This is a genomic window from Vibrio diabolicus (assembly GCF_011801455.1).
Lineage (GTDB): Bacteria > Pseudomonadota > Gammaproteobacteria > Enterobacterales > Vibrionaceae > Vibrio > Vibrio diabolicus.
The window spans coordinates 1,247,615-1,274,593 of sequence record NZ_CP042452.1; the positions used below are offsets into that span (position 1 = coordinate 1,247,615).

25 protein-coding genes and 1 pseudogene are annotated in these 26,979 nt (G+C 43.3%); 10 read left to right on the top strand and 16 right to left on the bottom strand.

The annotated features are described in order from the left end of the window. Window positions 1-35 precede the first annotated feature (35 nt). Window positions 36-1,286 (bottom strand): DEAD/DEAH box helicase, encoded by a 1,251-nt coding sequence (locus FR741_RS20795; RefSeq protein ID WP_167427615.1) that lies wholly within the window; start codon window positions 1,284-1,286, stop codon window positions 36-38. A 568-nt stretch (window positions 1,287-1,854) separates the two neighbouring features. On the opposite strand from FR741_RS20795, the gene FR741_RS20800 reads away from it, so the two are divergent. After that, window positions 1,855-3,060, top strand: coding sequence for an MFS transporter (locus tag FR741_RS20800; protein ID WP_167427616.1), 1,206 nt, complete (start codon window positions 1,855-1,857; stop codon window positions 3,058-3,060). Beyond that, window positions 3,035-3,991 (top strand): HTH-type transcriptional regulator YidZ, encoded by a 957-nt coding sequence (gene yidZ, locus FR741_RS20805; protein ID WP_167427617.1) that lies wholly within the window; start codon window positions 3,035-3,037, stop codon window positions 3,989-3,991. Before FR741_RS20800 ends, yidZ begins: the two co-directional genes overlap by 26 nt. Window positions 3,992-4,247: 256 nt before the next feature. Here yidZ and FR741_RS20810 read toward each other — a convergent pair whose 3' ends face one another. Then, a complete protein-coding gene (locus tag FR741_RS20810; protein WP_104972746.1) occupies window positions 4,248-5,042 on the bottom strand; it encodes an AraC family transcriptional regulator in 795 nt (264 codons plus the stop codon). A gap of 122 nt (window positions 5,043-5,164) precedes the next feature. On the opposite strand from FR741_RS20810, the gene FR741_RS20815 reads away from it, so the two are divergent. Next, window positions 5,165-5,971 carry a sulfite exporter TauE/SafE family protein gene (locus FR741_RS20815; protein WP_104972747.1) on the top strand — a complete coding sequence of 269 codons (807 nt, stop codon included), beginning with the start codon at window positions 5,165-5,167 and terminating at the stop codon, window positions 5,969-5,971. Window positions 5,972-6,093: 122 nt separating this feature from the next. On the opposite strand, the gene FR741_RS20820 is transcribed toward FR741_RS20815, so the two are convergent. From FR741_RS20820 to FR741_RS23670, 7 genes and pseudogenes are all read right to left on the bottom strand, one after another. Then, entirely contained in the window at window positions 6,094-7,095 is a 1,002-nt protein-coding gene (locus FR741_RS20820) for an alpha/beta hydrolase family protein (RefSeq protein WP_233059812.1), read from the bottom strand. A gap of 264 nt (window positions 7,096-7,359) precedes the next feature. After that, on the bottom strand, window positions 7,360-9,003 hold the full coding sequence (locus FR741_RS20825; protein WP_108678927.1) for a P-loop NTPase family protein: 1,644 nt from the start codon (window positions 9,001-9,003) through the stop codon (window positions 7,360-7,362). A gap of 576 nt (window positions 9,004-9,579) precedes the next feature. After that, on the bottom strand, window positions 9,580-10,059 hold the full coding sequence (locus tag FR741_RS20830; protein WP_015728478.1) for a YehS family protein: 480 nt from the start codon (window positions 10,057-10,059) through the stop codon (window positions 9,580-9,582). Between the two features lie 396 nt (window positions 10,060-10,455). Then, window positions 10,456-11,205: a hypothetical protein gene (locus FR741_RS20835; protein ID WP_167427619.1), complete on the bottom strand. Its 750-nt coding sequence runs from the start codon at window positions 11,203-11,205 to the stop codon at window positions 10,456-10,458. 131 nt (window positions 11,206-11,336) lie between these two features. After that, window positions 11,337-12,002, bottom strand: coding sequence for an SLATT domain-containing protein (locus FR741_RS20840; protein WP_167427620.1), 666 nt, complete (start codon window positions 12,000-12,002; stop codon window positions 11,337-11,339). 162 nt (window positions 12,003-12,164) lie between these two features. Continuing rightward, entirely contained in the window at window positions 12,165-12,419 is a 255-nt protein-coding gene (locus tag FR741_RS20850) for a hypothetical protein (protein ID WP_167427621.1), read from the bottom strand. A 488-nt stretch (window positions 12,420-12,907) separates the two neighbouring features. Next, window positions 12,908-13,214: pseudogene (locus FR741_RS23670) on the bottom strand (IS1-like element transposase); the annotation flags it as partial. A gap of 421 nt (window positions 13,215-13,635) precedes the next feature. On the opposite strand from FR741_RS23670, the gene FR741_RS20860 reads away from it, so the two are divergent. Both FR741_RS20860 and FR741_RS20865 read left to right on the top strand, forming a co-directional pair. Beyond that, window positions 13,636-15,240, top strand: a complete 1,605-nt coding sequence (locus tag FR741_RS20860) for a S8 family peptidase (protein WP_167427622.1) — start codon at window positions 13,636-13,638, stop codon at window positions 15,238-15,240. A 771-nt stretch (window positions 15,241-16,011) separates the two neighbouring features. Beyond that, on the top strand, window positions 16,012-16,260 hold the full coding sequence (locus FR741_RS20865) for a hypothetical protein (protein WP_046873682.1): 249 nt from the start codon (window positions 16,012-16,014) through the stop codon (window positions 16,258-16,260). Between the two features lie 139 nt (window positions 16,261-16,399). Here the strand turns inward: FR741_RS20865 and FR741_RS20870 are convergent, their stop codons facing one another. Together FR741_RS20870 and FR741_RS20875 are read right to left on the bottom strand one after the other, a co-directional pair. Next, window positions 16,400-16,645, bottom strand: coding sequence for a hypothetical protein (locus FR741_RS20870; protein WP_046873683.1), 246 nt, complete (start codon window positions 16,643-16,645; stop codon window positions 16,400-16,402). 40 nt (window positions 16,646-16,685) lie between these two features. After that, window positions 16,686-16,901, bottom strand: coding sequence for a DUF3820 family protein (locus FR741_RS20875; protein ID WP_167427623.1), 216 nt, complete (start codon window positions 16,899-16,901; stop codon window positions 16,686-16,688). 143 nt (window positions 16,902-17,044) lie between these two features. Between FR741_RS20875 and FR741_RS20880 the strand changes: the two genes are divergently transcribed. Next, the gene (locus FR741_RS20880; protein ID WP_167427624.1) at window positions 17,045-17,353 is read left to right on the top strand and encodes a cysteine-rich CWC family protein; all 309 of its coding nucleotides are present in this window, start codon (window positions 17,045-17,047) and stop codon (window positions 17,351-17,353) included. Between the two features lie 38 nt (window positions 17,354-17,391). Here the strand turns inward: FR741_RS20880 and FR741_RS20885 are convergent, their stop codons facing one another. Then, entirely contained in the window at window positions 17,392-17,736 is a 345-nt protein-coding gene (locus tag FR741_RS20885; protein ID WP_065646937.1) for a HopJ type III effector protein, read from the bottom strand. A 199-nt stretch (window positions 17,737-17,935) separates the two neighbouring features. On the opposite strand from FR741_RS20885, the gene FR741_RS20890 reads away from it, so the two are divergent. Beyond that, window positions 17,936-19,705 carry a choice-of-anchor I family protein gene (locus tag FR741_RS20890; RefSeq protein WP_167427625.1) on the top strand — a complete coding sequence of 590 codons (1,770 nt, stop codon included), beginning with the start codon at window positions 17,936-17,938 and terminating at the stop codon, window positions 19,703-19,705. 68 nt (window positions 19,706-19,773) lie between these two features. On the opposite strand, the gene FR741_RS20895 is transcribed toward FR741_RS20890, so the two are convergent. Beyond that, window positions 19,774-20,112, bottom strand: a complete 339-nt coding sequence (locus FR741_RS20895) for a 4a-hydroxytetrahydrobiopterin dehydratase (RefSeq protein ID WP_167427626.1) — start codon at window positions 20,110-20,112, stop codon at window positions 19,774-19,776. Beyond that, a complete protein-coding gene (gene phhA, locus FR741_RS20900) occupies window positions 20,102-20,896 on the bottom strand; it encodes a phenylalanine 4-monooxygenase (protein WP_005391119.1) in 795 nt (264 codons plus the stop codon). Before phhA ends, FR741_RS20895 begins: the two co-directional genes overlap by 11 nt. Before the next feature lie 222 nt (window positions 20,897-21,118). Here phhA and FR741_RS20905 point away from each other — a divergent pair, with 222 nt between their 5' ends. Continuing rightward, a complete protein-coding gene (locus FR741_RS20905) occupies window positions 21,119-23,092 on the top strand; it encodes an acetoacetate--CoA ligase (protein WP_167427627.1) in 1,974 nt (657 codons plus the stop codon). A 155-nt stretch (window positions 23,093-23,247) separates the two neighbouring features. On the opposite strand, the gene FR741_RS20910 is transcribed toward FR741_RS20905, so the two are convergent. Beyond that, on the bottom strand, window positions 23,248-23,823 hold the full coding sequence (locus FR741_RS20910) for a class I SAM-dependent DNA methyltransferase (protein WP_006742039.1): 576 nt from the start codon (window positions 23,821-23,823) through the stop codon (window positions 23,248-23,250). 171 nt (window positions 23,824-23,994) lie between these two features. On the opposite strand from FR741_RS20910, the gene FR741_RS20915 reads away from it, so the two are divergent. Continuing rightward, entirely contained in the window at window positions 23,995-24,873 is an 879-nt protein-coding gene (locus FR741_RS20915) for a LysR family transcriptional regulator (protein ID WP_006742040.1), read from the top strand. A 176-nt stretch (window positions 24,874-25,049) separates the two neighbouring features. Next, entirely contained in the window at window positions 25,050-25,946 is an 897-nt protein-coding gene (locus FR741_RS20920) for a cation diffusion facilitator family transporter (protein ID WP_046873689.1), read from the top strand. 91 nt (window positions 25,947-26,037) lie between these two features. On the opposite strand, the gene yddG is transcribed toward FR741_RS20920, so the two are convergent. Next, complete coding sequence (gene yddG, locus FR741_RS20925; RefSeq protein WP_167427628.1) at window positions 26,038-26,940, bottom strand: aromatic amino acid DMT transporter YddG; 903 nt, start codon at window positions 26,938-26,940, stop codon at window positions 26,038-26,040. Window positions 26,941-26,979 lie beyond the last annotated feature (39 nt).

Sequence of the window (26,979 nt, forward strand, 5' to 3'; positions counted from 1 at the left end):
CTCCCGTAAGTAAACTCACAGGTTGTTTACGTATTCTATTGACTACGCTTTTTCTTCTTTTTACCCGTACCTGCCGGCTTTGCTCGCGGCTTCATTGGTAAAAAGTAGGCTTCACTCTGATCGTCTTCCACTTCAAAACCTACTACCTGCTCGCGTTCAAGTTGGAACTTATTTTTCTTTTCTATCACTTTGAAATGGTGGTAGTCATCGTAATCGATAAGAGATAACCCTAGACCCACTTCACCAGCACGACCACTACGCCCTATTCGATGCATATAGTCAGCAGGACTACGTGGAAGATCGAAGTTAATCACCACTGGCAGCTTTTCAATATCAAGGCCACGCGCTGCGATCTCGGTAGCAATAAGAACTTGAATCTCGCCAGACTTAAAACCGTCAAGTACACGAGTACGAGCGCCCTGCCCTTTATCACCATGGAAAACTTCAGCAGTAATACCGCGTTTTGACAGTTTTTGAGCTAAATGGTTACAGGCATTCTTAGCATTCACAAAAATCAAAGTCTGTCGCCACTGATGCTGTTTGATTAAGTGCGCAAGTACCGCCGTTTTCTCACCTTTATTTACACTAAACACGCGTTGCACCAAAGTGCTGGCTTCTGCGCTCTGCAACTGAACTTCAACAGGGTCGCGGAGCAAGTGCTGAGACAGCGTCGTGACTTTATCAGGGAAAGTAGCAGAAAATAGCAGCGTCTGTTTCTTCTCTGGCAGTAACGCAAGAATCTTATTAAGTTCTTCGGTAAATCCGAGGCTCAACATACGGTCAGCTTCATCGAGCACGAGCGTTTTTACTTGGTCCAACTTAATCGCGTTACTGGATACCAGATCAAGTAATCGACCCGGCGTAGCTACGATAATGTCACAGCCACCACGAAGCGCCAGCATTTGTGGGTTCACCGATACACCACCAAATACGGCAACCGTTTTGATCTTATCTCTAAGATGGTATGAGTAAGATTTGACGTTGTATGCCACCTGTGATGCCAGCTCACGAGTTGGAACTAAAATCAGGTGAGAAACGAAGTTACCACGGCGATGATTTGTTTCGTCTTGCTGAACAATTTTTTGCAGAATTGGCAGCGAAAAAGCAGCGGTTTTACCAGAGCCCGTATTGGCACCGCCAACAATGTCTTTCCCTTCAAGGATATAAGGAATGGTATGAGATTGAATGGGCGTCGGTTGGCTGTATTCTAACGCTTCTAGTCGCTCGACTAAGGTTGGAGTCAGGCCAAGATCGGCAAATGTCGCTTGCTGTGTTTTATCTGTCATTACGATGAGTGGCTCAGTGCTAGTAAAGGCCGTGTATCTTATGCTATTTCGCGTCTGGATGTTAGAGATAATGAGCCAAACAGAAGACTGGTGAGAGAAGCACTGTAGGGAGCAGGAATTTCCTTTCACTAAAATGAGTTAATGGTTTCTATAACCCTCACGATGGTAGCGTTCGCGACGAACACTGGAAAAAGAAGCCAGGCCAGTCTGACTCCTGTAAAGCCAAAACACATTGTATCTTGGAAAAATTAAGGTTGCAGAGACAGACCAGCTCCGCTTGAAAGGCTTAATCATACTATCTAAACCTTCGGTGTTGAGAGCTTAATATAGCTTGAGAAAACTCCAGCTCACTAATGTCCATCGTTATCTATTTAGCTAATGTTGTGGACTCGGTTGTATAGATTACTTTCGCACGATACCACGGTTCTTCTTAGGGCAAGTTTAACTGCTATAGCCACAATCGTTACTGTTGTCGTATATGGAAATACCTGTTGTCAGAAAGGTAACGCGCCAAGATGAGTAATGTTGCATATCATCCTCGTAAGCCCAATTCCTTCACGAGGTAGTAATGGAACAAATTAATTTGCCCCGATATCTGATATGTAGCTTCGCCTTTGTGTTGCTTTATCCTACGGCAATAGATCTCTACTTGGTTGCTTTACCACAAATCGCCACTGACCTGTCTGCGAGCGAATCACAGCTTCATATTGCTTTTTCTATTTACCTTGCTGGTCTAGCATCGACTATGGTTTTTGTTGGGCGAGCTGCTGATTGTTTTGGACGTAAACCTGTTGCCATTTGCGGTGCAGTGATTTTTACCCTTGCATCAATGTTCGCGGGCTCTGCTGAGACCAGTAATAGCTTCCTAATAATGCGCTTCTTTCAAGGTGTAGGTGCCGCATGTTGCTATGTAGTGGCCTTCGCCATTTTGCGCGACACTTTAGGTGACCCAAAGCGAGCTAAGGTTCTATCGATGCTCAATGGAATTATCTGTTCTATCCCAGTACTTGCCCCCGTGATCGGCAATCTGATTATGATCAAGTTTCCGTGGCCCGTGTTATTCACTGCCATGGCGATGATGGGTATTGCGATAGGCTTAATTGCTTGCTTTGTCTTAAAAGAAACCTTGCCTAAAACCAAGCGCACACTTTTAGATGTGAGTGAAGATTCGAACGAATCACTATATAACCGTTTTTTTATATCGCGCGTTATTTACACATCTTTAGGCGTCACAGCGATTCTCTCTTATGTAAATACGTCACCAATGATAATAATGGATTCGATTGGCTTTACTCGAGGCGATTACTCAACCACGATGGCACTACTCGCAATGGTAGGTATGGCAACATCGTTTTCAGTACCATTTGCTTTGTCTTACTTCAAACAAACCACATTGATGTTCGCTGCACAAATGACCAATTTCCTGTCGGCTATCGTTATTCTCGCGGCTCACTTGAATAGCGATAGTCCGACACTTTATATGGTAGGATTCACTCTGCTCAGCATGAGTTTCCCTATGGGGTTTGGTGTGGCGATGAGTCAAGCGTTAAGCCAATTCTCACGCAAAGCTGGACTTGCAAGCTCTATGCTTGGCATAGGTCAGGTTTCTTGGTCTGCACTTTACATTTGGTTGATGGCGGCGTTAGGTGTGTCGGCTGTGATGATGTTAATGATAGCGTTGGTTGCTAGTAGCGTTATTGGACTCTCCATAATATTATTATTTCCAAATCAGAACGTTAGTGAGCCTCATGAAGAAATCTCTTGCCCGACTTGATCTTAATTTACTGCTCACTCTGCAATTGCTACTGCAAGAGCAGAGTGTTACTAAAACGGCGAAAAAACTTAATGTAACTCCCTCAACCGTGAGTAAGTCTTTAGGCAAATTGCGCGCTTGGTTTGATGACCCGCTTTTTGTGAATACGCCGCAAGGCCTAAAGCCAACAAATCTCGCGACAAACGTGCAAGTGCTTTTGTCAGACTGGATGCAGATCGGTAACCAGATTGTTTCACACCGAGGTGATGATGCGCCAAGCGGGGTTAAATTTCATCTTGGAGTAGAGTCGCCATTGTCACTCATCATGGCGGATGAACTGACCAAACGAATCCATGATTTTTATCCAGACTCAACGGTAAAGTTCCATAACTGGGATTACGACTCGTTAGACGCCATTACCATCGGTGAAGTGGATATTGGTTTTACTGGCCGTGAAAGCCATCCTCGCTCCAAAGAGTCGTTAGAACTGCTCCCGTATTTTATTAATTTCGAAGTGCTGTTTTCAGATTTACCTATGGTGTATGTCCGCAAAGATCATCCTGCGCTCAAGCAAGAGTGGAATTTGGATACTTTCTTAAGCTATGCCCACATCAATGTAGCATGGGAGAAAAATGACAGTTGGGCATTGGATGAGATCTTGGCTGAACAGGGATATACTCGAAACGTTAGCCTAACGATGGCGAGTTTCGAGCAAGCTTTATTTGTTGCAGAAAAGCCCGACCATCAAATGTTAACCACAGCACCAAAGTATTGTCAGCGATACTGCGAACAGCTTCACCCCAACTTAATAGCGTTGCCTATCCCAATTACCGAAGACTATCAGCACAAGCTACTGATTCCATTTACTATGATTTGGCACAAGCGCAATAACCAGAACCCTAAAATCGTGTGGTTGAGGGAGACGATAAAGAGCCTGTATGGCACAAGTTGAACGGGTAATTTTGAAGTACATTTAAAACATAGGAATGAACAGTCTCCCCCTTTAAGCTATCAATAGCCGTAGAAGTGAGGTCTTGCCTTCCATTAGATTAAGTATTTTAAAATCTTGAACTCTATTATCCACTTCGAAATTGATTTCAGCTCATTGGGCAGAAAGAAGCTAGAAGCACTTGCTTATGTTGAGTGAGTAAATGTATGCAAAACCTCAGTACATAATAACAAACCTAATTTAGGTAAGCTCTTGGCACCTATATGCCACGACTCGAAAAGTAACGCGTGGGTGAATCGCCATAGACCCGACGAAACATCGCGATAAAGTTACTGGGCGTCGAATAACCCAAAGCATGTGCAACCGCTCCTACGGATTCTCCGCGAGCCATCATTTCTAACGAATGTATTAGCAGTGCTTGTTGCCGCCATTCACTAAAACTCATGTTTAACTCACTTCGAATCAATCGTCTTAACGTCCGAGATGAGACTGCCCCGATATTTGCCCAATGCTCCACAGAATGTTTGCTGTTTGGGTCTATTAAAATCGCTTGAGTAACTTTTTGCAGTCTCGGATCTCTGGGCAGTGGGATGTGGAGTGACTCATGAGGGCTATTGACGATTTCATCGGATATTACGGCAAGAATACGTAAAGACTGTATGGATAGATCGTCTGTTTTGCTCCATATCGATGCTCTAACCGATAGGGCTTTCAACACATCGCTCATTTGGATCACACAAGGTCTCATTGGAAACCGCTCACAACTCTCTGGAGTAAACAGTAATGAACGACCTTTCAGAGAACCACAAAAATAAACACTGTGCATCGCACCCGGGGGGATCCAACCAGCTCGGTGAGGTGGTAGTATCCACGTTCCTTCATCGGTTTTGACCTGAATTAGCCCTTCATCTATACACAGTAACTGGCCTCGATGATGGCTGTGCCAATTATGTGGCCGTTGATCCAAATGGTTGAAGTCGCTCCTTTCATGCTGCCACTCCTTAGCGATCAGTGCGGCGCCATTTTTCCATTCGCTGTAATCAGAGTTTGTCACTTTATTTACTCAATTCCATTTTGGCCATTATTCATTATTTTCTGTCCTCTTAACGTTACCATAGCAAGTTAGCGTTCGAGTAACATTTTAGCAACGACCATTTTATCGAAGGCAGAACCATCATGAACGAACCTATCTTTATTATCTATTACATTACAGCAGGCTTGGGCATTGGCTTTCTCGCTGGACTCGTTGGTGTGGGTGGTGGTGGAATGGCCGTCCCTATTTTTGCGTTTCTGTTTTCACTACAGGGAATAGCTGATACAGAAGTGGTCCATCTTGCGTTAGGGACATCAATGGCTTCGATGATTATTACAACATTGGGCAGCATGCGCGCTCACTACAAAAAAGAGAATGTAGACTCGACAATGGTAGTAAAAATGTTGAGCGGAGTTCTAGTCGGAACATTTTGCGCCACATTCGTGGCATCGTATCTACAGGGGGTCTATCTGGCAGGTTTTTTCAGCGTATTCATGTTGTATGTAGCTTATAAGATGTTTCTCAACACTGAGAATGAGTACAACCCGAACCCACATGGGGCTATCGGTAATATCACTGTAGGCTCGGTGATTGGCTCTGTATCAGCACTTGTCTCTATAAGCGGTGCGGGGTTGATCATCCCCTATCTTGTCCAGCAAAATTTTGAGGTAAAACGAGCTATTGGCACCTCTGCTGCGATAGGTTTCCCTATCGCGCTATCAGGAAGCCTCGGTTACATGTTAAACGGATGGGAAAATACAGATTGGAACAACTTAGTATTAGGATACATATATCTTCCTGCAATGATCAGCTTCTCCATTAGTAGCTACTTAACTACTAGCCTCGGCGTGCGTTGCGCAGAGTATTTCCCAAATAAAGTTCTTAAGAAAATCGTTGGTATTTTGTGTGTTCTTCTAAGTTTTAAAATGCTGGTACAAGTACTCCATTAGGGCAAATAATACCGTCATTAGTAGGTCTTGTAATATGGTGTGGGGACAAGCCTGAAAAACTTACTCCTCGCTTTGCTGGTCCAAGCACACAATGTGTAAGAAAGCTCCGCATTGTTGCACTCTTATGACTTTGTTAACCTAGCCAGAATTACATCCAAAATTTGCTGATGATTGTCCTTTCTGGAAACCTCGTCACGCTCCTGGCAAAGTGCTTCCTCCCCTTCTGATGCGAGAATTTTAATGCCACGCTCAGTACATTCTGCGAACGCACTAAACTGACTCGCACTGGGAATCTCTTGAAATGTCACATTGGGAAGAGCAACAAGTGATTCGGCTGGTGTCAGTGCGGGATGTAGCCGATCAGAAAGCGTCACCACGGTGATAGCATTGTTCATCAAGGCCAGAGTTTCAGGGACAAAAGTTTTCGTTAGCTCAGGGTTGATAACGACGACCGATTTCAGTTTGCTTTCAGACTGAAATCGGGGGAATTTTTGATCCGGGATGTTGGTAATATCAACGTTATTTTCACGTAACCAATGACAGTCTACATTGGTGACGTTGTGACACGATGTTCGATATTTTTCCGGGCTTATTTGCGCTCCGGAGAGCATCAGCATAGATGTGCCACCCAGAAAAAAGCCAACACCCTGCACTTCATCAGTATCTACACCTCCGGACAGTATCCCGACCGAACTTAATTCGTTCAGCCCAAGCACCAAATCACTAGTCCTGAAAGTGATTTCATCAACAGCCATTTCTGCATTGATTTCGTTTGGTGCAGGAGGCTTTGGTACAACAACGATATAACCTTGTTTCGCTAGGCCTGAAGCTATCCAACCACTATGAGAAAATGCTGACCGTGTTCCGCCCTGCGACAAAAGCACAACGGGAAATTTTCCACTTGCTAAAGGGGCATCTAACTGCGTTTCGACTGATTTAAAAATGTTACCCCTACCAAACGTGAAGTTGGTTTTCCCGTTCGTTGTGGGATACCAGTAGTAGACTTCTACAGGCTTGTCTCTGTCTTCACTGAATACCGTTTTGACTGTTAGCGCAGAATGGTATTTCGGCTCATTCGTACTGGCGCTGACACTGACACACAATGAAGCGAGTAGAAACGACATTATTATTTTGGTTTTCATTTTTACCCCAGCCGATCAATACATTACTCTGCACGGCATCTGGAAAAATAACGCGCAGGAGATTCTCCATATATTTTGCGAAACATAGCAATAAAGTTACTCGGAGTCGAGTAACCCAAAGCAAGTGTCTGCTTTGAACTACGCCAGCAAGCTTTTGGACAAAAGTGAGTCAGTGAAATACCTAATTTAGATAGTTCAGGATTAGCTAAATTATGGAGTAGTAAAGCTCGAATAGCTCTCCAAAAATTATCGAATTCGGAATTTACCCATTCGATATTCGTTCAATGGGCTAGACTCTCCTATTTCATTTATAGCTCCACCAATCTTCTCAGCTAGCTCTTGGCTACCAGAGGATAGTAACATACAGGCTCTGATATATGATGTTAGGTCTTCCCCCTTAAATCCTTTGAATAGCTCAACAAACTGCTCCTGAGAAAGCTTATTCAGCACTTCAACTTCTGACGAGTTATAGCTATTAGAGCCTTTCCTCAACTCAAGAATATCCATAACCGTTGGTTCAGGTTTTAACTCTAGGTACTGCTTCCTTAGCTTTTCTGCGAACTTCTTATCTTTAATACCAAAAGGATTTGCATCTATGCTATCGATATTAAACACTTCTGGATTATCTTTTCTAGATTCGATGAAGAGTTCAATAAGCTCATCAGCTTTCTCATTTTTCCCCAAAGTTCTTAGCAAAGCTAAACCAGTGGCATATTGTGAGCATGATGTTGTGCGTGCGATATCCCTCATACCCGCTTCCATTGCTTCAGCAACCTCTTCTTCGTTAGAATCGAATGAGCCATGAAAAAGCTTCCAAGCCTCATCCCATTTAGCACTAGCATGTTGAATTTCTAACTCTTTCTGCTTATGTCTACAAAGAGGAATCAACTTTTCTTTGTCAAGAAAACCTTGCTCAATACCACGAGCAACAGCCAAGTCGATTTCATCGGTATATCTGTAACCATATCGATTTAGCGTCATATTCCAACGATCGGTTATTTCTTTCGTCCATCCCGATTCTTCGTTTTCCTTTCTAGTCCCTGATTGGTTTACAAACGCAAACTCTGGAATGTGCACCTCATCAGCACCATGGCAGTAGTAACACCAACTGAGCAATATAGTGGAGTGAATCACTTGCTTCTTGATGCTTTCATCGAAGCCATCAACAAGCTCCAAAAACTCATTTGTGTGCTCCACTATCTTTCTGATGACTCGTTTGTTTTTGATGTTCAATCCAATACAGCAATCACGAACATAATCTCTAAACTCGAAGTCGTCAGCAAACATTATATCGAAGCACTGTTCAGCGGTTGGTTCGAAGTGAAGTTGTCTATCTACGATTTTCTCTTTGTACTTCCTGTAATCTTTGAAAGTATCGTCACCAGCTTCCTCATTAAGCAACAAGACAACCTTGCAACCTTTTTGCTCCTTGAAGAAAGAAACTAACCCCATGAAGTCTTTGATAGTGATTCCCTTGCTATGACGCTCTAAATCATCAAAGCAAATTATTGTCTTGTTCATCGCCAGCTGAGAAACTGAATCAATAAGACTGCCAATACCTCCAACATACTTACTCACATAGGGAATTTTTGTATCCTTCACCAAGTCAGCAACTTTCTTTGAATAGCCTTTGATGTTTGGCGCTTCTCCAATTCGATTTGTATCAATAGTGTTTAAGAACGTAGTTTGCTTTAGCTCAGCAATAGAATTAATCCCAAACAATGAAACGTAGGAGTATGATTTTAAAGCGCATTCGATTTTGAACTCTTCGATGTACTGCTTCCAACTATAAGTCTTACCGACCCCCCAATCGCCTTTGATAGCTAGTACTTCGGGAGTATCGGTGGAAAGGAACCTTCGAACTTGCTCTTTAACTAATTCAACTGACATGTATGCAAAATTCCTTACAAAACAGAATGGTACTCCGACAACTATAAGCCTGTTAATCAATATATTGAATAGAAAAAGGTGTGTTCATAGGCATTCATCAAAAAAGCGCAGGGGGGACAGATCTTTTGCTTGTCCATTATTTTTAGTAGAAAAAACCGACAAGCAGAATGAGGTGTATTTTCGTTCTAACTCACTTTGGGGCAAATTCGTGTTACCAATGGCGTCAGTCGTGACTCTGCACGCATGACCAAAAGTATGGAAAAACTCTATATACGTGGCCAGTTTTAGTTAATCACTACAAGATGTCTGGAACATCTTGACCAGAATAGTGGCCCCTAACTGGCTTAAGGTTTTAGCTTGAGTTTATCTTGGTAGGGTCATAGGGGGCGGTGTGTGTCTTGATTCTAAAAGCCGACCAGATTTCAGCGTGGTTTGATAGGTATCTACTGAAGAAAGACAAAGAGTAGACGTGATTGTGAAGCTCTAATATCGGTCTTTAACATGATAAAAGCGAGTAGCCAAATAAAATGGTTCTCGCTTTTTTAATCAATTACCACGTTCGATTCGAGATAAAAATTACCCAGTAAACTCTTCAGAATCGGGACGATTGGTAAACTGCACACCATTTAAGAAGTCGCACAGCAGTTGGTCTTCACACTGTTTGTAGTTTTTGTTGTTTGGCTTGCGGAAATACGCACCAATTTCGTATTTACTTAAACTAATCCCAACCACTTCTAATACGTCCAACACATCTTCTGCTTTCATGTCTAGCGCAATGCGCAGCTTCATGAGAATCATGTTGTTGGTCAACGTGACTTCTGGCTTAGGTTGCTCGCCGTCTTTTTTTCCTCGCTTGAGGTTAATAAAGCCATTTAAGAATACCGCTAACTCTTGATCCTTCATCTTAACGCAAGATTTGTCGCTTTCATCTTTTAACCAGTTTGCTACTTTATCGTGAGCCACAGTGACTTCGGCCTGCCCGAAAGCTTTCATTATCTGCGCGTTCTTAAGGTTTAACGCGTGTTGGATACGACGTAAAATTTCGTTGTTAGTCACTAGGGATTCCTAAAATGAGTTCTAAGGGTGAATAAAAATCCATCAATGACATGCGATCTGTGGGTGTCTTTATTCAATAGCGTAGTTGACGGTGACTCTAACAGAGAACACGTTTCTTCGGTAGGTTAAAAAATAGAAATAAGACGGCCTATTCGAACTAGTTGGCTAAGTTGGTAAGACCCCACTTTCATAGACACTATGCTGATTAGAAGAAGTAGGTCAAACCACCTCACTGTTATTTGTGAGGTAGAAGGTTACTGGTAAGGAATGGGGCAATTCCGTATTTCATGCACTATCAGCAAACCTCTGGACAGAAACGTTTTAGGTGTGCTGGTCTAAACCATTTTGGTCAGATTAGAAAAAGTATCTTGAAACCTTAAACGTTTGTTATACGCTCTATATGTATTGAAACTCCTCAAAGATATCTTTGCTTGTATCAATATCACTCGAATTGAATTCATACACTTCATCAGGTGGAACATTTGCGGGAAATTTCACTCTGAAAAAATCACCTATAGCAGACTCAAAACCATCAATTTCATCTCCTGAAACAGTTATAAGGTAGTCTGAGGAGGTAAAGCTATATGTCCAGAATTGTGCAGAAATCAAGGCACACAGTCCACAGGCTGCATCGATCAGAGTGTTAAATGTAGCCTGATGAAAGTTACCATGTCGGTCATGCTTAGTACTGTTATATACTTGATACCAATCTAACCCTCCACCTTTAGCCCATTTAAGGAAAGGAGTTCTGATCCCTTGCTCGCCATGCCAATTAGGTACCATAACTTCGTACTTAGATAAGAAGTGACTTTGTTCTATTTTTTTATAATCCCCCATATTCAAATTACGTCCATACACCTTATAACCATTTTCTTTTAAAATAGCCGTACAGTTTGCCTCTATTTCTACGCAAAACCTCATTAACAGCTCATGGATACGGAAGGAATGAGTTTGTAAGTTTTGAGCAGAGGGCTCAACATAATCTAATAGTGCTATTAGATCTTTTTGCAATACCAGATAAGCTCGAATGTACTGAGCTGGTGAGTTAGCATACAAGGGATGTTTGATATACTCACCTTTTCCCGAGTTAGCATATGAGCCGTCAGAAAAGATCCTACACGTTCTCCTAAATGGCTTATCTATCACTGTACTCTCCTTGCTGTATAACGCCTTGCCAAGTTGCAGCTAACGAACACAACACCTGAGCAAAGCCATGTAATCACTCAGCTCAACCAAACCAAAAATGCCGAACGTTAGCTGTCAACTTAAGCAATTTGTTATCCAATTGACCCGAGAATTTTAACTGGAGCTGTTCCTGTTAACAGCTCACTTAAAATACATAACACTAATAAATATAAGATAGCCATATCTAAATATTCCAACGAGGCTCTAAAAATAGCATTTAGCCGAAGTAGATATCTTCGTAATCCAGTTACTCTGTATATACTTTTTAATCGAAGCTTGGCAAAATAAAAATCAGACATGGCATGGTTTTCAGAGTCAACTTCAATTTCATCATACAGAGCACGATACTTGCTCAAATCAAAGTCTTCAGAATTGCAGATTTTTTCTTCTACGCTTCTCTGTAACTGTAATATCTTATTGCCACAGTCATTGAGCTTCTCAGCACGGACTGCATACTTAGCTTGAGTGTTAATAACAGAGTAAACAAGTATGCAAATTGTCAGAAATATCTGAACTGACGTAAATAATTCCATTGAGTACTTAAAGCTAACTCCACCAACCTGCAATAATGATAGAAGAATCATAACTAGCGAAAGTATGGTGGTTGCATATGAAGTTGAGAAAGCAAGCCTTTTAAGCCTATCACTAGCGATAAACCTACATTTTGCTGAAGCCTTCAGTGTATTGTTAAACTTTTCCTTAGGGCTAATTTTCTCTCCGTGAAAATCATCAACCCCCCACCATTTACTAACACACATACTTTCCTCCTTGTGTCTGCTATTTGACTAACACCCTGTTGAGGTGTGAGCAACGCAATACCGATGCTACTGCATACCACCTTAAACACAAAACGCAACGCATAGCAAAAATGCCAAGTGTTGCGAATCACTCTTAAACAGATTGTTAGACTTTTACTTTTGTTACACTCCAAAAGTAGGTTCACCAAATTGATCCAACAGCTCCTGAACGAGAACACTATCCTTACTACGAAACGTTTCTTCCAAATCTATGTGAGGTTTCCCGTGAGAACTTCCGAGATACATAGATTTCCTGACAGTCAACACTACGTCTTCTGGAGTTGGGCTGTCCTTATATCCATTGTCATACTTGGCATTCCCAGTAACCCAACCTTTGGGTGTCAAATGTTGCTCTTGCCATTCATTACTCGCAGCCATCCTATATCTCCTAATTACCATAAACCACGATAAGAGCCTAGTAGAGTATAATGCTCTGTAAAAGTCTAACTCTTTATATACAGCAACAAGCCGCCTTTCCCACTCGAATCCTACCGCCTATTACCCCTACCAATTAGTAACGCAGCACTAATAAGCCACTGTCAATCAGAGCATTAGCGAACAACTCACTGTGCCTCTTGTTGCACAATGCAGCAAATTACCCTCTATCATTAATATGACGGTATAGACTGCTCATTGTGACTTTATCTATGACCTTACACATAAAGATTCACGACCCTGCAAACGCTCATAAGCTCCATAAACACAGTTGGCGAGCCCCCATTGCTCAGATAAGAAAAAGTAGGTCAAACCGCTTCGCTCTAGTTTTTTAAGTTGGGTGCCACTGACACACAAAGGGGCAAAGGTGTGTTGCAGTTCTTAAATGGGGAAGTGTTTTCCTCATATTCCTCAACCAATGCAGCTAGCCTTTCAAGTTTACAAATTAGTCTGATATTTGCTCTATCGAAAGGTATTGAGGTTACTTACCTTGGCGAGATTTTTTAAAGTGCTCAATACCGTGTTGTATGAGACATTCAACACTTGTGCTGTTTCCCTAACTCCAGAGCTATTCATTGACATATCGACAATTTTTTCTTTTACATCTGGCTTGCGGGCTTCGTAAACTTAATCGAGTTGAAAGCCCTTTCGACATTCGATACACCTGAAACGAGGAAAGCCAGAATGCCCTTTTCCATGTTCACGGACGGGCTCTGTTTTATTACAGAGACGACATTGAACTTAGATAGTAGCCATGAGTTAAAAAACATCAGAAACCAGGTGGCTATATTAACATCTATCAACCAATTTGAGTCATGACCGATGAAAGGATAGTTAGGTTTTTATTGCGTAAATTATCGGTAAGAATAGTGCATATAACAGGCAATAAGCCAGGTGTGTAGAATTATTCTATTTTAGGGATTTTGCTCTAAATCTAAATGAATCTTTGCATTTCAATTTCAATAAAGCTTAGTTATTGATCATGTTTCTGAGTATGCGAATTATTATCAATTATGCATATGATTACTCATTGTCTAGTTTGATTTGTGTAACGTCACTGCAGCACGTATTGAGCGTACTCGCTGATTGTCTGTGTTTTCGTGTTGACAGTTTGGTACTAGGTAAAATTCAACAAGACTATGATTTCAAGGAACATTTTATGTTAAAGAAACTACTAAGTTGTTGTATCACCTCCGCGCTCTGTTTTCATTCTTCTCTCGCTTTTTCGCAACCCAATGAGATTGCGGACAGTGCAGAGTTGCAACAAGCTCCCGACACATTGCCTGCCACATTAATGCTTGCACCGGACGACATCGCCATTGCAGATCGATATATAGTGGTATTTCAACAACCGCAAATGATGGCGAGCAGCTCACCGGAATTCGAGCAATTCACGCAACAGTCTGTAGACCGCATGTCCGGTTTATATTCGATACAAGTGGAGTCGGTTTTTGACCACTCGATCAGTGGATTTGTCGCTAACTTGAGTCCTGAGCAACTAAAAGATCTGCGTTCTGATCCTCGTGTGGACTACATTGAGCAAGACAGAATCCTATCTCTTGACCCAATAGTCTCGGCAGACGCAAATCAAACCAATGCCATTTGGGGACTAGATCGAATCGACCAACGTAACTTGCCACTCGATAACAACTACAGTGCCAACTTTGATGGGACTGGGGTAACGGCTTATGTTATCGATACTGGTGTGAACAATGCACACGTTGAGTTTAGTGGGCGCTCGGTTTCTGGGTATGACTTTGTCGATAATGATGCAGATGCAAGTGACTGTAATGGACACGGTACACACGTTGCGGGCACCATTGGCGGCAGCTTGTATGGTGTTGCGAAAAACGTCAACCTTGTCGGCGTGAGAGTATTGAGCTGTACCGGATCGGGTTCCACGTCTGGTGTTATCGCCGGTGTGGATTGGGTGGCTGCGAACGCTTCCGGACCTTCAGTTGCCAATATGAGTTTGGGTGGCGGTCAATCTGTCGCTCTCGATAGCGCGGTGCAAAGTGCGGTTCAATCAGGTGTCAGCTTTATGCTAGCAGCAGGTAACTCCAATGCCGATGCGTGTAACTACTCTCCAGCGCGCGTTGCTACTGGTGTAACTGTCGGCTCGACCACCAGCACGGATGCACGTTCGAGTTTTTCAAACTGGGGCAGTTGTGTGGATGTGTTTGCACCAGGCTCACAAATCAAATCTGCGTGGTATGACGGTGGTTACAAAACCATTAGTGGTACATCGATGGCGACGCCACATGTGGCGGGTGTAGCGGCATTGTATCTTCAAGAAAACAGCTCGCTGTCGCCAAGCCAAGTAGAGGCCTTGATCGTTAGCCGCGCAACTAGCGGAAAGGTGACGGACACAAGAGGCAGCGTGAACAAGCTACTTTATAGCTTAACGGATGCTGATTGTGGCCAAGACTGTGGTGGCCCAGATCCAACACCGGATCCAGAAGGTAAGTTAACCTCGGGTGTGCCAGTGAGCGGTTTAAGTGGCTCAACCGGTCAAGTCGCGTATTACTATGTTGATGTAGAAGCTGGGCAGCGCTTAACCGTACAAATGTATGGTGGCAGCGGTGATGCGGATTTGTATCTCCGTTTTGGTGCAAAACCGACACTGAATGCATGGGACTGCCGACCTTTCAAATACGGTAACAATGAAACATGTACGGTCAGCGCGACACAAAGTGGACGTTACCACGTCATGATTCAAGGTTACTCAAACTATAGCGGTGTCAGCATTCAAGCGAGCTACTAGTTATTATTTTCGTTATTGAAAGAGAACAAAGCCCACTTGTCGGTGGGCTTTGCTTTGGGAATACTGAGTTTAATAGGTGGCGTTCGATACTATTCAAACGCACCGGCCTTTTTCTTCAAGAACTCAACTCGAAACGGCATCGAAGCTTTCTATTAGTAGTACCCGCATAAGTCGGGTTCTCCAAGTCGTGTACATCAAATAGGATGCGAACTTAATCTCCTCGAGCTAACTCTTTCTCCATCATAAATCTTGGCATGATGGCAAACCCAATATGATACAAAACAAATTCTTTACTGTGACCGCGGTTCTCACTTGCACTTTTAGGCTGTGAGACAAACGCATGACCTGACCTTGGCTGTTGGTCATCGTGAACGATATGGTGGCTAATCCGAGAAGATTGTATCCACTCAAAACTCAGACCCTATACTGCACATGTTGATGGGCTGGCAACGGTAACATTGGATGAAATGGGCCTTGAACCACGGCAAGATCATTATAAATGGGAACTATTAGGCAAAGAGACGATCAAACGAGGTAAATTGGAATGGGGCAAAAACGTTACAAACCATACAGACACGCCTCTGGATATAAATGCTCTAGTCCTTTTCTATTAAATCATTAATAACCAAGGATGTTACAAAGAGAGTTGTGGACAGCTAGCTCGAGCTGTAGGCTTGTGCTAGCCAGGGCACCTGACTTTGGGAGCGCACTAAACATGAGCCTTGGATTCTGCTACCGTAAAGCCCATATTTAATTTGAGAGAGATGGATAATGAACGACAGTTGGGCTAACTTCTTTCCGTACTTTGCTGGCGCTTTTAAGCTTATTGTACTAGGTATTGGAGCCTACTTAGCTATTAAATGGCATTTTGATGAAGAGCGAAGAGTAAGGGAAGCCGAAGGCGTGGTATTCGATAAACCAAGCTTCAAGAAAAAGTTCGCAATGATGCTAACCTTCCCATTCCTTCTAGGTCTTCTAGTCCTTCTCGTTATTTATGCAACTAACTGGTTTCTCTACTGACGGACTTTATTGATACGATAAATGTTTAAGCTCTCAACGGGTTTGGAGCAAAAAAGAGTCAGCCTAACGGTCTGGCTCTTTTGATGAAAACACATGGTATCGTGGAATAACTAGGGAGGCTGTGGCAGGTTACACTCACTTACTCCTTAGGCAGGTGACCAGTTTCCTTCGCAAGCTTTTGCATCGCCTCGGCAAACGTTGTTGTCCCGCCTTTAGCTTTCACCTGTATTACCTTATACCCCATTTTTTCCAACGCTTGGCGCTCTGCCAAAACAGCTTTGTCATCTTGCTGGCTACCTTGAGCTGGCTGATGAATGTAACATCCCTCTAATTTACCATCTTCGACCAATTGGTGGTGTTTCAGTGCATCGATATCAAAATTCATAATAAGTCTTTTCATTAAAAGTGGGAGTTTCTGTGGCTAGTTACATACGCTTCATAGGCTTCACGACACTATCTAAGCCTTCAATTTTGAGCGCTAAACACAGCTTGAGCAAATCCCCTAGTTCGCCGCTTGGCCAGCCCTTTTTATCGAACCACAGTAAGTATTCTTCAGGTAGGTCGATTAACACTCGCCCTGCATATTTCCCAAATGGCATTTGCATTCTAGCGAGTTTAATGAGGTTTTCTTTTTCTAACATAAGTGACAAAGATTTTAGGTAACTCGTCCAAGAATATCACTGCCGCCCTCTCCTCACCAGCAAATCGCACTCACGTTTATTTTGGCGGCTTTGACTCGCTTTGTGCTAGAGTACGCGGCATAAAAAATGAGAACGAGAAAGCAATGAAGTCACCTTGTCGAGCAGCATGTAAAAATAACGCCGGAATATGCTCTGGTTGTCACCGAACGATGGATGAAATCATCCAATGGAAAGACAAAACCAATCTCCAACGAGATACAATTATCGAACAAATCGCAGGGGAAGATTCAACGCACAATTGTCCTGAGTGCGGGACTCAAGCCCATTGTGATATCGCCGCAGGCAAAGAAACCTGTTGGTGCTTTACTATTGAAACCCGTGATTTACCCAAGCCAAGCGCCAACCAGCTGTGTTTGTGCCGAAAATGTCTAGAAAAAAAGCCAGTCGCATAATACGACTGGCTTACTGTTCTGCGTTTTCTGACTGGTGTTTATTTAGCGGTTAAAGCGGGTGCTTCAAACTTAATACCATCCCACCCTGTTACCATAAAATTACGAATATTCTGGTGATCGCTATTCTCTGGATGCTGCAATACATCTTCACGATAAAAACGGCCAAAGCAGGCTAGTGTCGCTTCTTTGTCTAGGTTATTTAGCAAGCCGAAAGCGAAGATCTTACACGAACCGTTGTTCTCACCCGCGTTGTTTTGCGTCTCACCATTAACAAAAGCGGTTGGCTCAAACGTATAGTTATCTTCGATCACCGCCATCGTTGCTTCAAATTCGACCTGCTCTGGTGAAGCTGCCAATAAATCTAAAAACGATTTTAATTCCATTATTCCTCAATCCCTACTTCATCATTTTGATGACACATTAGTTTCATAAAAAGCCAATATAAGAGTCATCAATCATACATATATTCAGAGCCTTACCAAATCACACGTCATTCAGCGTTCCATCATTCCAATTGCGGAAATGGACAGAAGCATAAACCCCATGCTGATTGACAACGTATCGGATTGATAAGGAGATATCATGATCACCCCTTTAAAGGCAATCGGTGCACTCGCATTGTCATCACTTGCCATCGCGTGTTCATCACAACCCGAAGATACCGTGGCTTCATTCGCTACACAATGCAAACCTACCACTGCGCCCGTTGCTGGGGAAACTTCAATTCAAGGGTTAACGTTTATCGGGACATCCGTTGCTGATGCCCCATTCGACACATCGGCAGCTGAAATCGTCAGTTATGACGCCTGTACGGATAAGCTCTATGTGGTCAATGCTCAAGCAAAACGTGTCGATGTACTTTCTATGGATGACAACGGCGTACCAACGCAAAGCGCATTCATTGACCTCAACAGCGCTGGCGAAGCAGCGGGCATTGAAATTGGCGCAGCAAACAGTGTCGCTGTATTCAATGGTTTGGTCGCGGTTGCGATTGAAAACAGTAATAAACAAGCGAATGGTATTGTTGGTTTGTACCGCTCCGACGATTTGTCATTAGTCACGACTTTCCCAACAGGCGCTTTGCCAGACATGGTAGGCTTCTCGAAAGATGGCCGATATATTGCAACCGCTAATGAGGGCGAACCAAACAGCGATTACAGCGTCGATCCTGAAGGTAGTATCTCTTTGATCGATCTGAACCTTGGCGTTACTCAAACAGAAGTGACACAAATTGGCTTTAACGAATTTGATGGCTCACGAAAAGCAGAGCTTCCAATGAATGTGCGTATTTCGGGGCCAAACGCCACCATCGCTCAAGATCTAGAGCCTGAATACCTCACTTTTGCAGATAACGGTAAAATCTATGTCGCGCTACAAGAAAATAACGCCATGGCAATCGTCAATCCAGAGAGCAAATCAGTAGAGCGAATTGTTGGCTTAGGTGAGAAGTCTTGGTCGGACGCTAAACTCGATGCGTCTAACAAAGACAAAATTATTGGAAACTTGAAAAGCTACCCACAACTGGTTGGCTTATTTATGCCTGACACCATCGACAGCTACTCAGTGGATGGCAGTACTTACATCGTATCTGCAAATGAAGGCGACGGACGTGAGTACGGATTCAAAACCACTCAAGAACTGTGCGACAAAGCAGGCTTTATGTGGGATGAAGACGATTTCCTTGGTACAGATGAATACACATCTGAGCAAGGAACCTGTTTAAGCCATATTGATGAAGTGCGCGGTAAGAAGCTGAAAGTGGCAGCAGAACACCCATTGGCAGAGGCACTAAAAGACAACAAACAACTCGCGCGTTTAAAAGTGATTAAGCCGGAACAAACGCTTTCTGCACAAGATAAGGTTCAAGCATTTGGCGCGCGTTCATTCTCGATTTGGGATGAAAACGGCAAGTTGGTCTTTGATAGCGATGACGATTTCGCGACTATCGCGCTGCTGAATGAAGGCAAGCACTTCAACAGTACCAACGATAACAATAATAGTAGCGATGACCGAAGCGATGATAAAGGCATTGAGCCAGAGGCGATTGAAGTAGCACAAATTAACGGTCGTCATTACGCGTTTATCGGCTTGGAGCGTCAAGGCGGTGTCATGATTTATGACATCACAGACCCGAAACAAGCGCAGTTTCTGCATTACGTAAACCGCCGTGATTACAATCAGCCAGTGTGTACAGAAGTCGAAGATGGCGAATGCATGAACGATACATACAATCCAAAAGCAGGCGATTTAGGTCCAGAATCCATTAATTACTTTACCCGTAATGGTGGTCATTTTATCGCCGTTGGCAATGAGGTATCGGGCACGACATCCGTCTTCCGAATCAATCTATAAAGTAATTTAAAGTCATTTAGAACCAAAACGCCCGACGTAAGCCGGGCGTTTTTTGTATGAGGTAATTCCTACTCTGCCGATGCGAGCGCGTCACACTTTGATGCGCAGATAAAATCGTTTTTATGCAGACCTTTGATAGAGTGACTCCACCACGTTACGGTGACCTTACCCCACTCCAACAAAATAGAAGGATGGTGGAACTCATCTTCTGCCAGTTCCGCGATTTTGTTACTGAAAGCCCATGCTTGTTTGAAGTTCTTAAATTTATACGCCTTTTCTAGTTGAGGTATGTCTTCTCTTTCAATGATCTGCCAATCAGACAATTGCAGCAACAGAGATTGTTGTTCTTCTTTGCTTAGTGCAATAGCATCGATACTACAAGCTTCGCATTTTTGTTCATTCAACATGAGCAGGTTCCTTTGGTTCAAAAAGTGGAGGAAGCAGTCCAGCTTCAATCGCTAGATCGGCTTGTTTCAATAAATTTAACTGACTGATTTTAAAGAGCTGAGAAAAGTCATCAATCACGTAATACTTCGGTTGCATGATGTCTATACGATAAGGCGTTCTCAGCACAGTTTGTAACTCAAATGGGTCGCGAATTGCTACATCACTCTCTAATGCGTAGAGGGTTTCGCCAGGAGATGAGAGAATACCACCACCGTAAATTTTGGTTTTGTCCCCTTCTTTGACCAAGCCAAACTCTACGGTAAACCAGTAGAGACGAGCAAGATAGGCTCTTTGTTTTGGTGTAGCGGCTTGCCCTAGTTGACCATAATGCTCGGTAAATGCAGCAAAATCTGGGTTGGTTAACATCGCACAATGACCAAATATTTCATGGAAGAAATCCGGCTCTTGCAAGTAATCGAACTCTTCTCTGGTACGCAAGAATGTGGCGACGGGAAAGCGCTTATTACCGAGCAGATTAAAAAAACGGTCGAAATCAATAAGCGCGGGAACGGGCTCCACTTGCCAACCTGTTGTCTCCATCAGGACACGATTAATTTCTGGCAATTGAGGAACGCGGTCTTGAGGTAAATCAAGCAGCGTTAAACCGTGTAAATAAGCCTTACAAGCTCTGTTTTGGATCACACCCATTTGTCGTGTTACCAAATCTCGCCAAATGGCGTCTTCTTCACGGCTCCATTCAACCCTGCCTTCCTGGTTTACGGGTTTAGAACGATACTGAGTCATGGCACATCTCCATTAACAAATCCTTTACATTAAGCCTATCTTCAGTCTTAAGAGCTTCCAATCCCTACACGATTTTCTCAGTATCGACTCGATGTAACATATTGTTTACAACGCATCGTAACTGCATGATTTTTATGACACGATATAATATCTAGCTTGTTTGACTTTATCGTGTATTCCTCTCAAACTAAAATCTGTTACCACTTTGTTATAGAGGGACCTATGCGCGAGAGCAGCAAAGTATGGCAACCGAGCGAAAGTCGTATCGAAGAAGCCAACATCACACAGTTTATTGAACACATTAATCGACAAGGAAATACCATTGAAAACTTCGCCGATCTGCATCAATGGTCGCTCGATCATGTGGAAAAATTTTGGCAAGAAGTCTGGTTATTCTGCGACGTCATTGGTACTCAAGGAGAGACCGTAAAGGAGCAAGCAGAAAGTCGCTGGCAGCAACCCGTCGAAAATAGAGACATAAAATGGTTCCCAAACGCACAAATTAACTACGCAGAAAACTTGCTAACCTACGCGTGTCACCAACCCGATGATCTCGCGATTTGGTTTGAAAATGAACGTGAAGAAAAGCAAACCTACACATGGAAACAATTGTGTGAAGAAGTTTCGAGTGTCCAGCAATGGTTGAAAGAATGTGGAATCAAGCAAGGTGATGTCGTCGCTGGCTATTTGCCTCACTTACCTCAAACGGTGATAGCCATGTTAGCAACCACCAGTTTAGGGGCAACCTGGACTTCTACCTCACCTGATTTTGGCGTTGAAAGCGTTTTGGAGCGCTTTGGTCAAGTGAAACCTAAAATCCTGTTTACTTGTGATGGCTATACATTCAATGGCAAAACTTTCGATATGTCTGAGAAAAACCAGCATATTGCGGATCATCTTGATGGTCTTAAACAGGTTTGCCAAATTAGCTACCTGAAACCACACATTTTTGAATGCGACGTCTGCACTCAAGATTGGCAAAACGTCCTGAATCAATACACACCCGAAGCGCTGACTTTTACTCGTGTTAATTTTAACGATCCGCTATTTGTGCTCTATTCTTCAGGCACGACAGGCAAACCGAAATGCATCGTTCATTCCGTCGGCGGAACAGTGCTTAACCATTTGAAAGAGCACCAACTGCATTGCGACATCCAACCTAACGACAGAGTGTTTTATTACACGACCTGCGGCTGGATGATGTGGAACTGGCACGTTTCTTCACTCGCGAGCGGCGCATGTTTAGTAATTTTTGATGGTAGCCCTGTTTATCCCGCTCATAACGTGCTTTGGGACCTCGCTAAACAAGCCGAAGTGACGCTGTTTGGAACTTCGGCGAAATACCTAGAGGCATTGGAAAAAGTTTCTTTTTCTCCGCCGAAAAGTGATGCATTTCCAAGTCTTAAAACCATTTGCTCAACGGGCTCAGTTCTGTATCCAGAACAGTTTGATTATGTCTATCAGCACATTAAAGAAGATGTCCACCTCGCATCGATCTCAGGCGGGACAGACATTTGTGGCTGCTTTGTGTTAGGCAACCCTATTTCTCCCGTTTATCGAGGAGAGTGCCAATCAGCGGGATTAGGGGTCGATGTCAGAGTCTTTAACCCGCAGGGTAATAGCGTAATCGGAGAGCGCGGTGAGTTGGTTTGTGCCAATTCATTGCCCAACTTTCCTGCTGGCTTTTGGAACGACACCGGGGAAAGATATCATCGTGCTTATTGGGATAAGTTCGACAATATTTGGCACCACGGCGACGATGTTGAACAGACCAGCGTTGGTGGATACGTGTTTTATGGTCGAAGTGATACCACGTTGAATCCCGGTGGCGTAAGAATCGGCACGGCCGAAATCTATCAGCAAGTGAACAGTATAGACGGTATTCTAGATTCCATCGCAGTAGGAAAAGAAGTCGATCGCAACGAACAAATATGGCTGTTTGTCCAATTAATGAAAGGGATAGAGCTCAACGACGAGATGATCGCCTCCATCAAAGCACAGCTAAAGTCTGCATGTTCTCCAAGGCATGTACCTAGTGCGATTTACGCAATAAGCGATATTCCTAAGACCCGTTCGGGAAAACTGGTTGAGTTAGCCGTTAAGCAAGTCGTTAACAACCGGAGCGTAGAAAATTTAGGTGCAATAGCCAATCCTGAAGTGTTGGAGGAGATACGCAGGATAGTCGCCCAAAAATAACCTCAGAACACTTGATTGTTAGAGAACCACTTTGCTTACACACGCAACGACAGGTTGAAGAACAAATGAGATTAACTTGGGTACATACCCTCAACCGATAAGAAAAAAGCGAGCTAGGTAGCTCGCTTTTATCATGTGGTGTTCTTTATTCAGTCTTAACGGCGACCAAGCCCCATTAATACCGACATCGTTTTACCGTCAGATGTAATGTCAAAAACGTGTTGTGATTCCACTTCAGTAAAACCTGCATCTTTCAAAGCACGTTTAGACTTCGCAAGGGTAAAACCGTCTTGTTCAGATTCTGCAATCCAATCAAAATGAACAAAGTAACCGCCGTGGTTAAGTAAAGAATGCGAGATTTTTAATGACGCGTCTAAGTCTTCCACAAACGCTAAAACTGACGATGCAACTACTAGGTCAAACTGTCCACGAAACGCTGGATGCTGAGCGACCAAGCCGCGAGACAATGCATCTACGACAGGTTCTACATTGGCAAGCTCTTTTTTATCGAGTTCTTCAATCATGGCTTCCGATGCGTCTAATGCTACGATGTCTTTAACCATCGGTGACAATCGTTGACTTAACTGCCCTGTTCCGCATCCAAAATCTAGTACTTTAATGCCATCAAGCTGAGTTAGCTGTTGTAACTGCTCAAACACCGACTGCGCAAATTGCTCTGTTGCTGGATTTGATTCCCAGTTTTTTGCTAAGCCGTCCCAATCTTGTGCCATCGTGGCCTCCATGTTCACTTTTTGTAACCCACATAGATTACCGCAAAACCGTTAAAAGACCATAGACTTATCTGGCGGATTCGCGTTTTTTTCGATAATCTTTCACGGCTTTGGGAGCACATCTGCATAATACCCAAATTATTTGAATTCATTTATTGGTTGTGTCAAATCATGAACTTAACTCAAGTAGAAGCCTTCTGCACCATCGCTGAGTGTGGTTCTGTTTCTGAAGCAGCAAGGCAACTCGATTGTAATCGCACCAAACTCAGTATGTCGATTAAGGCTTTAGAGAAAGATCTCAACGTTGAGTTGTTTACCCGAACTGGCAACCAGCTCACTCTCTCTGAAGCTGGGAAAGCCATTTACAAAGATTGCGAACACCTACTTATCATCGCACAGCGGATAAGAAAAACCTGTGCTCAAATCTCGGAAGGTTTTAACGCGGAAGTTTGGGTTGCACGTGACGACTCCTTGCCTGATGATCTCTGGCAGGAGCTTTCTCATACACTGAATAACCGCTTCCCTTCCACAACCTTCAACTTAATCTTGGCATCCAGTGGCGACTTGGCCAACTTAGTTAGTACCCACCAAGTGGATTTTGCCTTTGGTGTTGATTATGAGCGCGTCGACGATCCTCGTATCGTGTATAACCCGCTAGGCAAGATACGTATGATGTCAGTATGCAGTGCGGAACATCGCCTAAGTAAGATGCGCCGAGTCTCAGACGAAGATCTACGCAGTCAGATGCAAGCATTGATGGTGTACCTAAATGAGAAAGACAACCCTGAACTGCAGCCTTTCTCGACTCGATACATTGGCTTTTCAAGTTTTGACTACATGCTTAACACTATCTTAGAAGAAGACGCTTGGGGTGTACTGCCAGAACCATTAATCCGCCATTACCTTCGCCAGCAAAAGCTCGCCGTTATCAAGCATACATACGGATTGACACAAGAAGACTACTGTATGTTTTCACCTAACGGTCAAACTGAGCACCCAGCAATGACATGGTTAGCGGATAAATTGAGCGAGTATTTATTTGACTTCTAAACATTTTATCAGTGAGCGCCAATTTTATTGGCACCAAGATAATGCGGCAAGTTATTGTTTTATAAGAACATAAACAAAAACGCAACTTTTTAGATTAGAACCTGCTCACTTAGTGGTTGCCTAAATTACCTTATGCGAGAAGAATAGTAAGGTATTAAAATTTAAAGGCATCTTTTATGTGTGACAGGACAAGCAAAAACGAAAACCGTATTCTAACCATTTCAGCCCTTTTAGCATCTGGGTTCGCTGCTGGTGGTATGGTACTTGGCTTGCTTGTAGGATCAATTGTCATCGTTTTTGACGGTGTTTACTCTTTGGTCAGCTTACTGTTAACTTTATTGTCACTGGCCGCTTCCTACTATATTAACAAGCCCTCAAAATCTGTATTCCCATTTGGAAAAGCGGTCTTAGAGCCAATCGTTATTGCGATAAAAGCGGCTGTTATTTTAGTGGTTGTAAGCTTTTCTCTTTACTCTGCAATTTCAGCATTGATGTCCGGAGGCCGTGAAGTCGATGCTTCTATTGCCACTCTATTCGGCATCGTAAACGTCATCGGTTGTGGTTACGCTTGGTGGTTTATGGCTAAACGCAGCCGTCGCTTCTCATCAGGCTTGATTGAAGCAGAGAAAAAACAGTGGCAGATGGATACGCTATTAAGTGTGGCAGTGACGGTAGGATTTGTTGCAGCTTGGGCTGTATCACTAACGCCATTCGCTGAATATGCGGTTTATGCCGATCCTATGATGATGGTGCTAATGGGCTTCTACTTTCTGAAAGTTCCTTTTGATATGTTGGTTGGTGCACTACGTGAGCTACTAATGATGACACCAAGCAAAGAGCTATGTCAGGTCGTTGGCAATGATGTACTAGAGATAGAAAAAACATCTGACCACCAGCTAAAGTTAGCGGGTATCACTAAAGTGGGCCAAGAGCTTCGCATTAACATCGATTTGCACGTCGATGACGACACCATCGCATTAGATAAATTGGAACAAACTCGTACTCAGTTAACGAAACGTCTGTCGAAGCACAGATTCAAACTGCAACTCCATTTAAACGTCGCAAACTGTTAGAACACGAAAGAAAAAAGCTCCCTCGGTCGGGAGCTTTTTTCTTTCTGTCATTTGAGCATACAGCGCAAAGATAAAATCAGATAATTTTGGTTTAACCTGCAGCTTCACGCTTCTCCTTGGTGACAACCCAGCAAAGCAAAGAGCCCACCGTAACCATCACAACCCCCTGCCAAAAGCTCGGGCTCAACGTCACACCAAGAATAATGGAAGAAAATAGCGCAGAGAAAATGGGCGTAAAGTAAGAAAGTGTCGCAAGAAAGACCATGTTTCCGCCAACAATCGCGATGTTCCACAAACCATAACCACCAGCCATCAACGCCGCAGAAGCAAAAAGGTAGCCCATTGCTTCCCATGAAAAAGTCATCTCTGGCTCATCGGCAAACGCATATTTCACCCATAACGAAACAGCAGTAGCAATGAAAAACAACGTAATCGCGTTATGTTTGGATTGCTGCCTCTGGGTTAAATTACAATAAAAAGCCCATATAACTGCTCCTGCGAAAGCCATAAAGTAAACCAAAGGGTTACTACTGACATTGGACATAATCTGAGTAACGGATAAGCCATTTTCACCACTCACCGTCCACGCGACTCCGATAAACGCCAGCGCAACCGCTGGATAAAGCAGCCAGTTTGTTTTTTTGTTACTGCCTAAAACCGCAAACAAAACGGTGAGTGCTGGCCAAAGGTAATTGACAATCGACACCTCAATAGCCTGCGCACGCGAGTTGGAATATCCCAGAGATAAAGCGAGAAATATTTCATAACAAACGAACATCGCGCCACCAAGCACGAGATACTTTGGAGAAAAGTACGATAACTTCGGAATGCCAACTACGATAAGAAGGAAAATAGAACTGAGAGAGTACAACATGGCCGCCCCGCCCACGGGACCTAGGCTCTCGGTAACCAACCTGGCCATGCCAAGTAAGCAACTCCAAGAGAGGATGGCAATACAACCATAAAGTGTGAAACGAAATTGCACTGATTTCATGTGACCTACCACTCACGAATGCCAAAGGAAACATCAGCT

Coding starts and splice junctions, on each gene's coding strand:
- FR741_RS20795 (WP_167427615.1), bottom strand. CDS start 1,286: ATGACAGATAAAACACAGCAAGCGACATTTGCCGATCTTGGCCTGACT.
- FR741_RS20800 (WP_167427616.1), top strand. CDS start 1,855: ATGGAACAAATTAATTTGCCCCGATATCTGATATGTAGCTTCGCCTTT.
- yidZ (WP_167427617.1), top strand. CDS start 3,035: ATGAAGAAATCTCTTGCCCGACTTGATCTTAATTTACTGCTCACTCTG.
- FR741_RS20815 (WP_104972747.1), top strand. CDS start 5,165: ATGAACGAACCTATCTTTATTATCTATTACATTACAGCAGGCTTGGGC.
- FR741_RS20820 (WP_233059812.1), bottom strand. CDS start 7,095: ATGTCGTTTCTACTCGCTTCATTGTGTGTCAGTGTCAGCGCCAGTACG.
- FR741_RS20825 (WP_108678927.1), bottom strand. CDS start 9,003: ATGTCAGTTGAATTAGTTAAAGAGCAAGTTCGAAGGTTCCTTTCCACC.
- FR741_RS20840 (WP_167427620.1), bottom strand. CDS start 12,002: ATGTGTGTTAGTAAATGGTGGGGGGTTGATGATTTTCACGGAGAGAAA.
- FR741_RS20850 (WP_167427621.1), bottom strand. CDS start 12,419: ATGGCTGCGAGTAATGAATGGCAAGAGCAACATTTGACACCCAAAGGT.
- FR741_RS20860 (WP_167427622.1), top strand. CDS start 13,636: ATGTTAAAGAAACTACTAAGTTGTTGTATCACCTCCGCGCTCTGTTTT.
- FR741_RS20865 (WP_046873682.1), top strand. CDS start 16,012: ATGAACGACAGTTGGGCTAACTTCTTTCCGTACTTTGCTGGCGCTTTT.
- FR741_RS20870 (WP_046873683.1), bottom strand. CDS start 16,645: ATGAATTTTGATATCGATGCACTGAAACACCACCAATTGGTCGAAGAT.
- FR741_RS20875 (WP_167427623.1), bottom strand. CDS start 16,901: ATGTTAGAAAAAGAAAACCTCATTAAACTCGCTAGAATGCAAATGCCA.
- FR741_RS20880 (WP_167427624.1), top strand. CDS start 17,045: ATGAAGTCACCTTGTCGAGCAGCATGTAAAAATAACGCCGGAATATGC.
- FR741_RS20885 (WP_065646937.1), bottom strand. CDS start 17,736: ATGGAATTAAAATCGTTTTTAGATTTATTGGCAGCTTCACCAGAGCAG.
- FR741_RS20890 (WP_167427625.1), top strand. CDS start 17,936: ATGATCACCCCTTTAAAGGCAATCGGTGCACTCGCATTGTCATCACTT.
- FR741_RS20895 (WP_167427626.1), bottom strand. CDS start 20,112: ATGTTGAATGAACAAAAATGCGAAGCTTGTAGTATCGATGCTATTGCA.
- phhA (WP_005391119.1), bottom strand. CDS start 20,896: ATGACTCAGTATCGTTCTAAACCCGTAAACCAGGAAGGCAGGGTTGAA.
- FR741_RS20905 (WP_167427627.1), top strand. CDS start 21,119: ATGCGCGAGAGCAGCAAAGTATGGCAACCGAGCGAAAGTCGTATCGAA.
- FR741_RS20910 (WP_006742039.1), bottom strand. CDS start 23,823: ATGGCACAAGATTGGGACGGCTTAGCAAAAAACTGGGAATCAAATCCA.
- FR741_RS20915 (WP_006742040.1), top strand. CDS start 23,995: ATGAACTTAACTCAAGTAGAAGCCTTCTGCACCATCGCTGAGTGTGGT.
- FR741_RS20920 (WP_046873689.1), top strand. CDS start 25,050: ATGTGTGACAGGACAAGCAAAAACGAAAACCGTATTCTAACCATTTCA.
- yddG (WP_167427628.1), bottom strand. CDS start 26,940: ATGAAATCAGTGCAATTTCGTTTCACACTTTATGGTTGTATTGCCATC.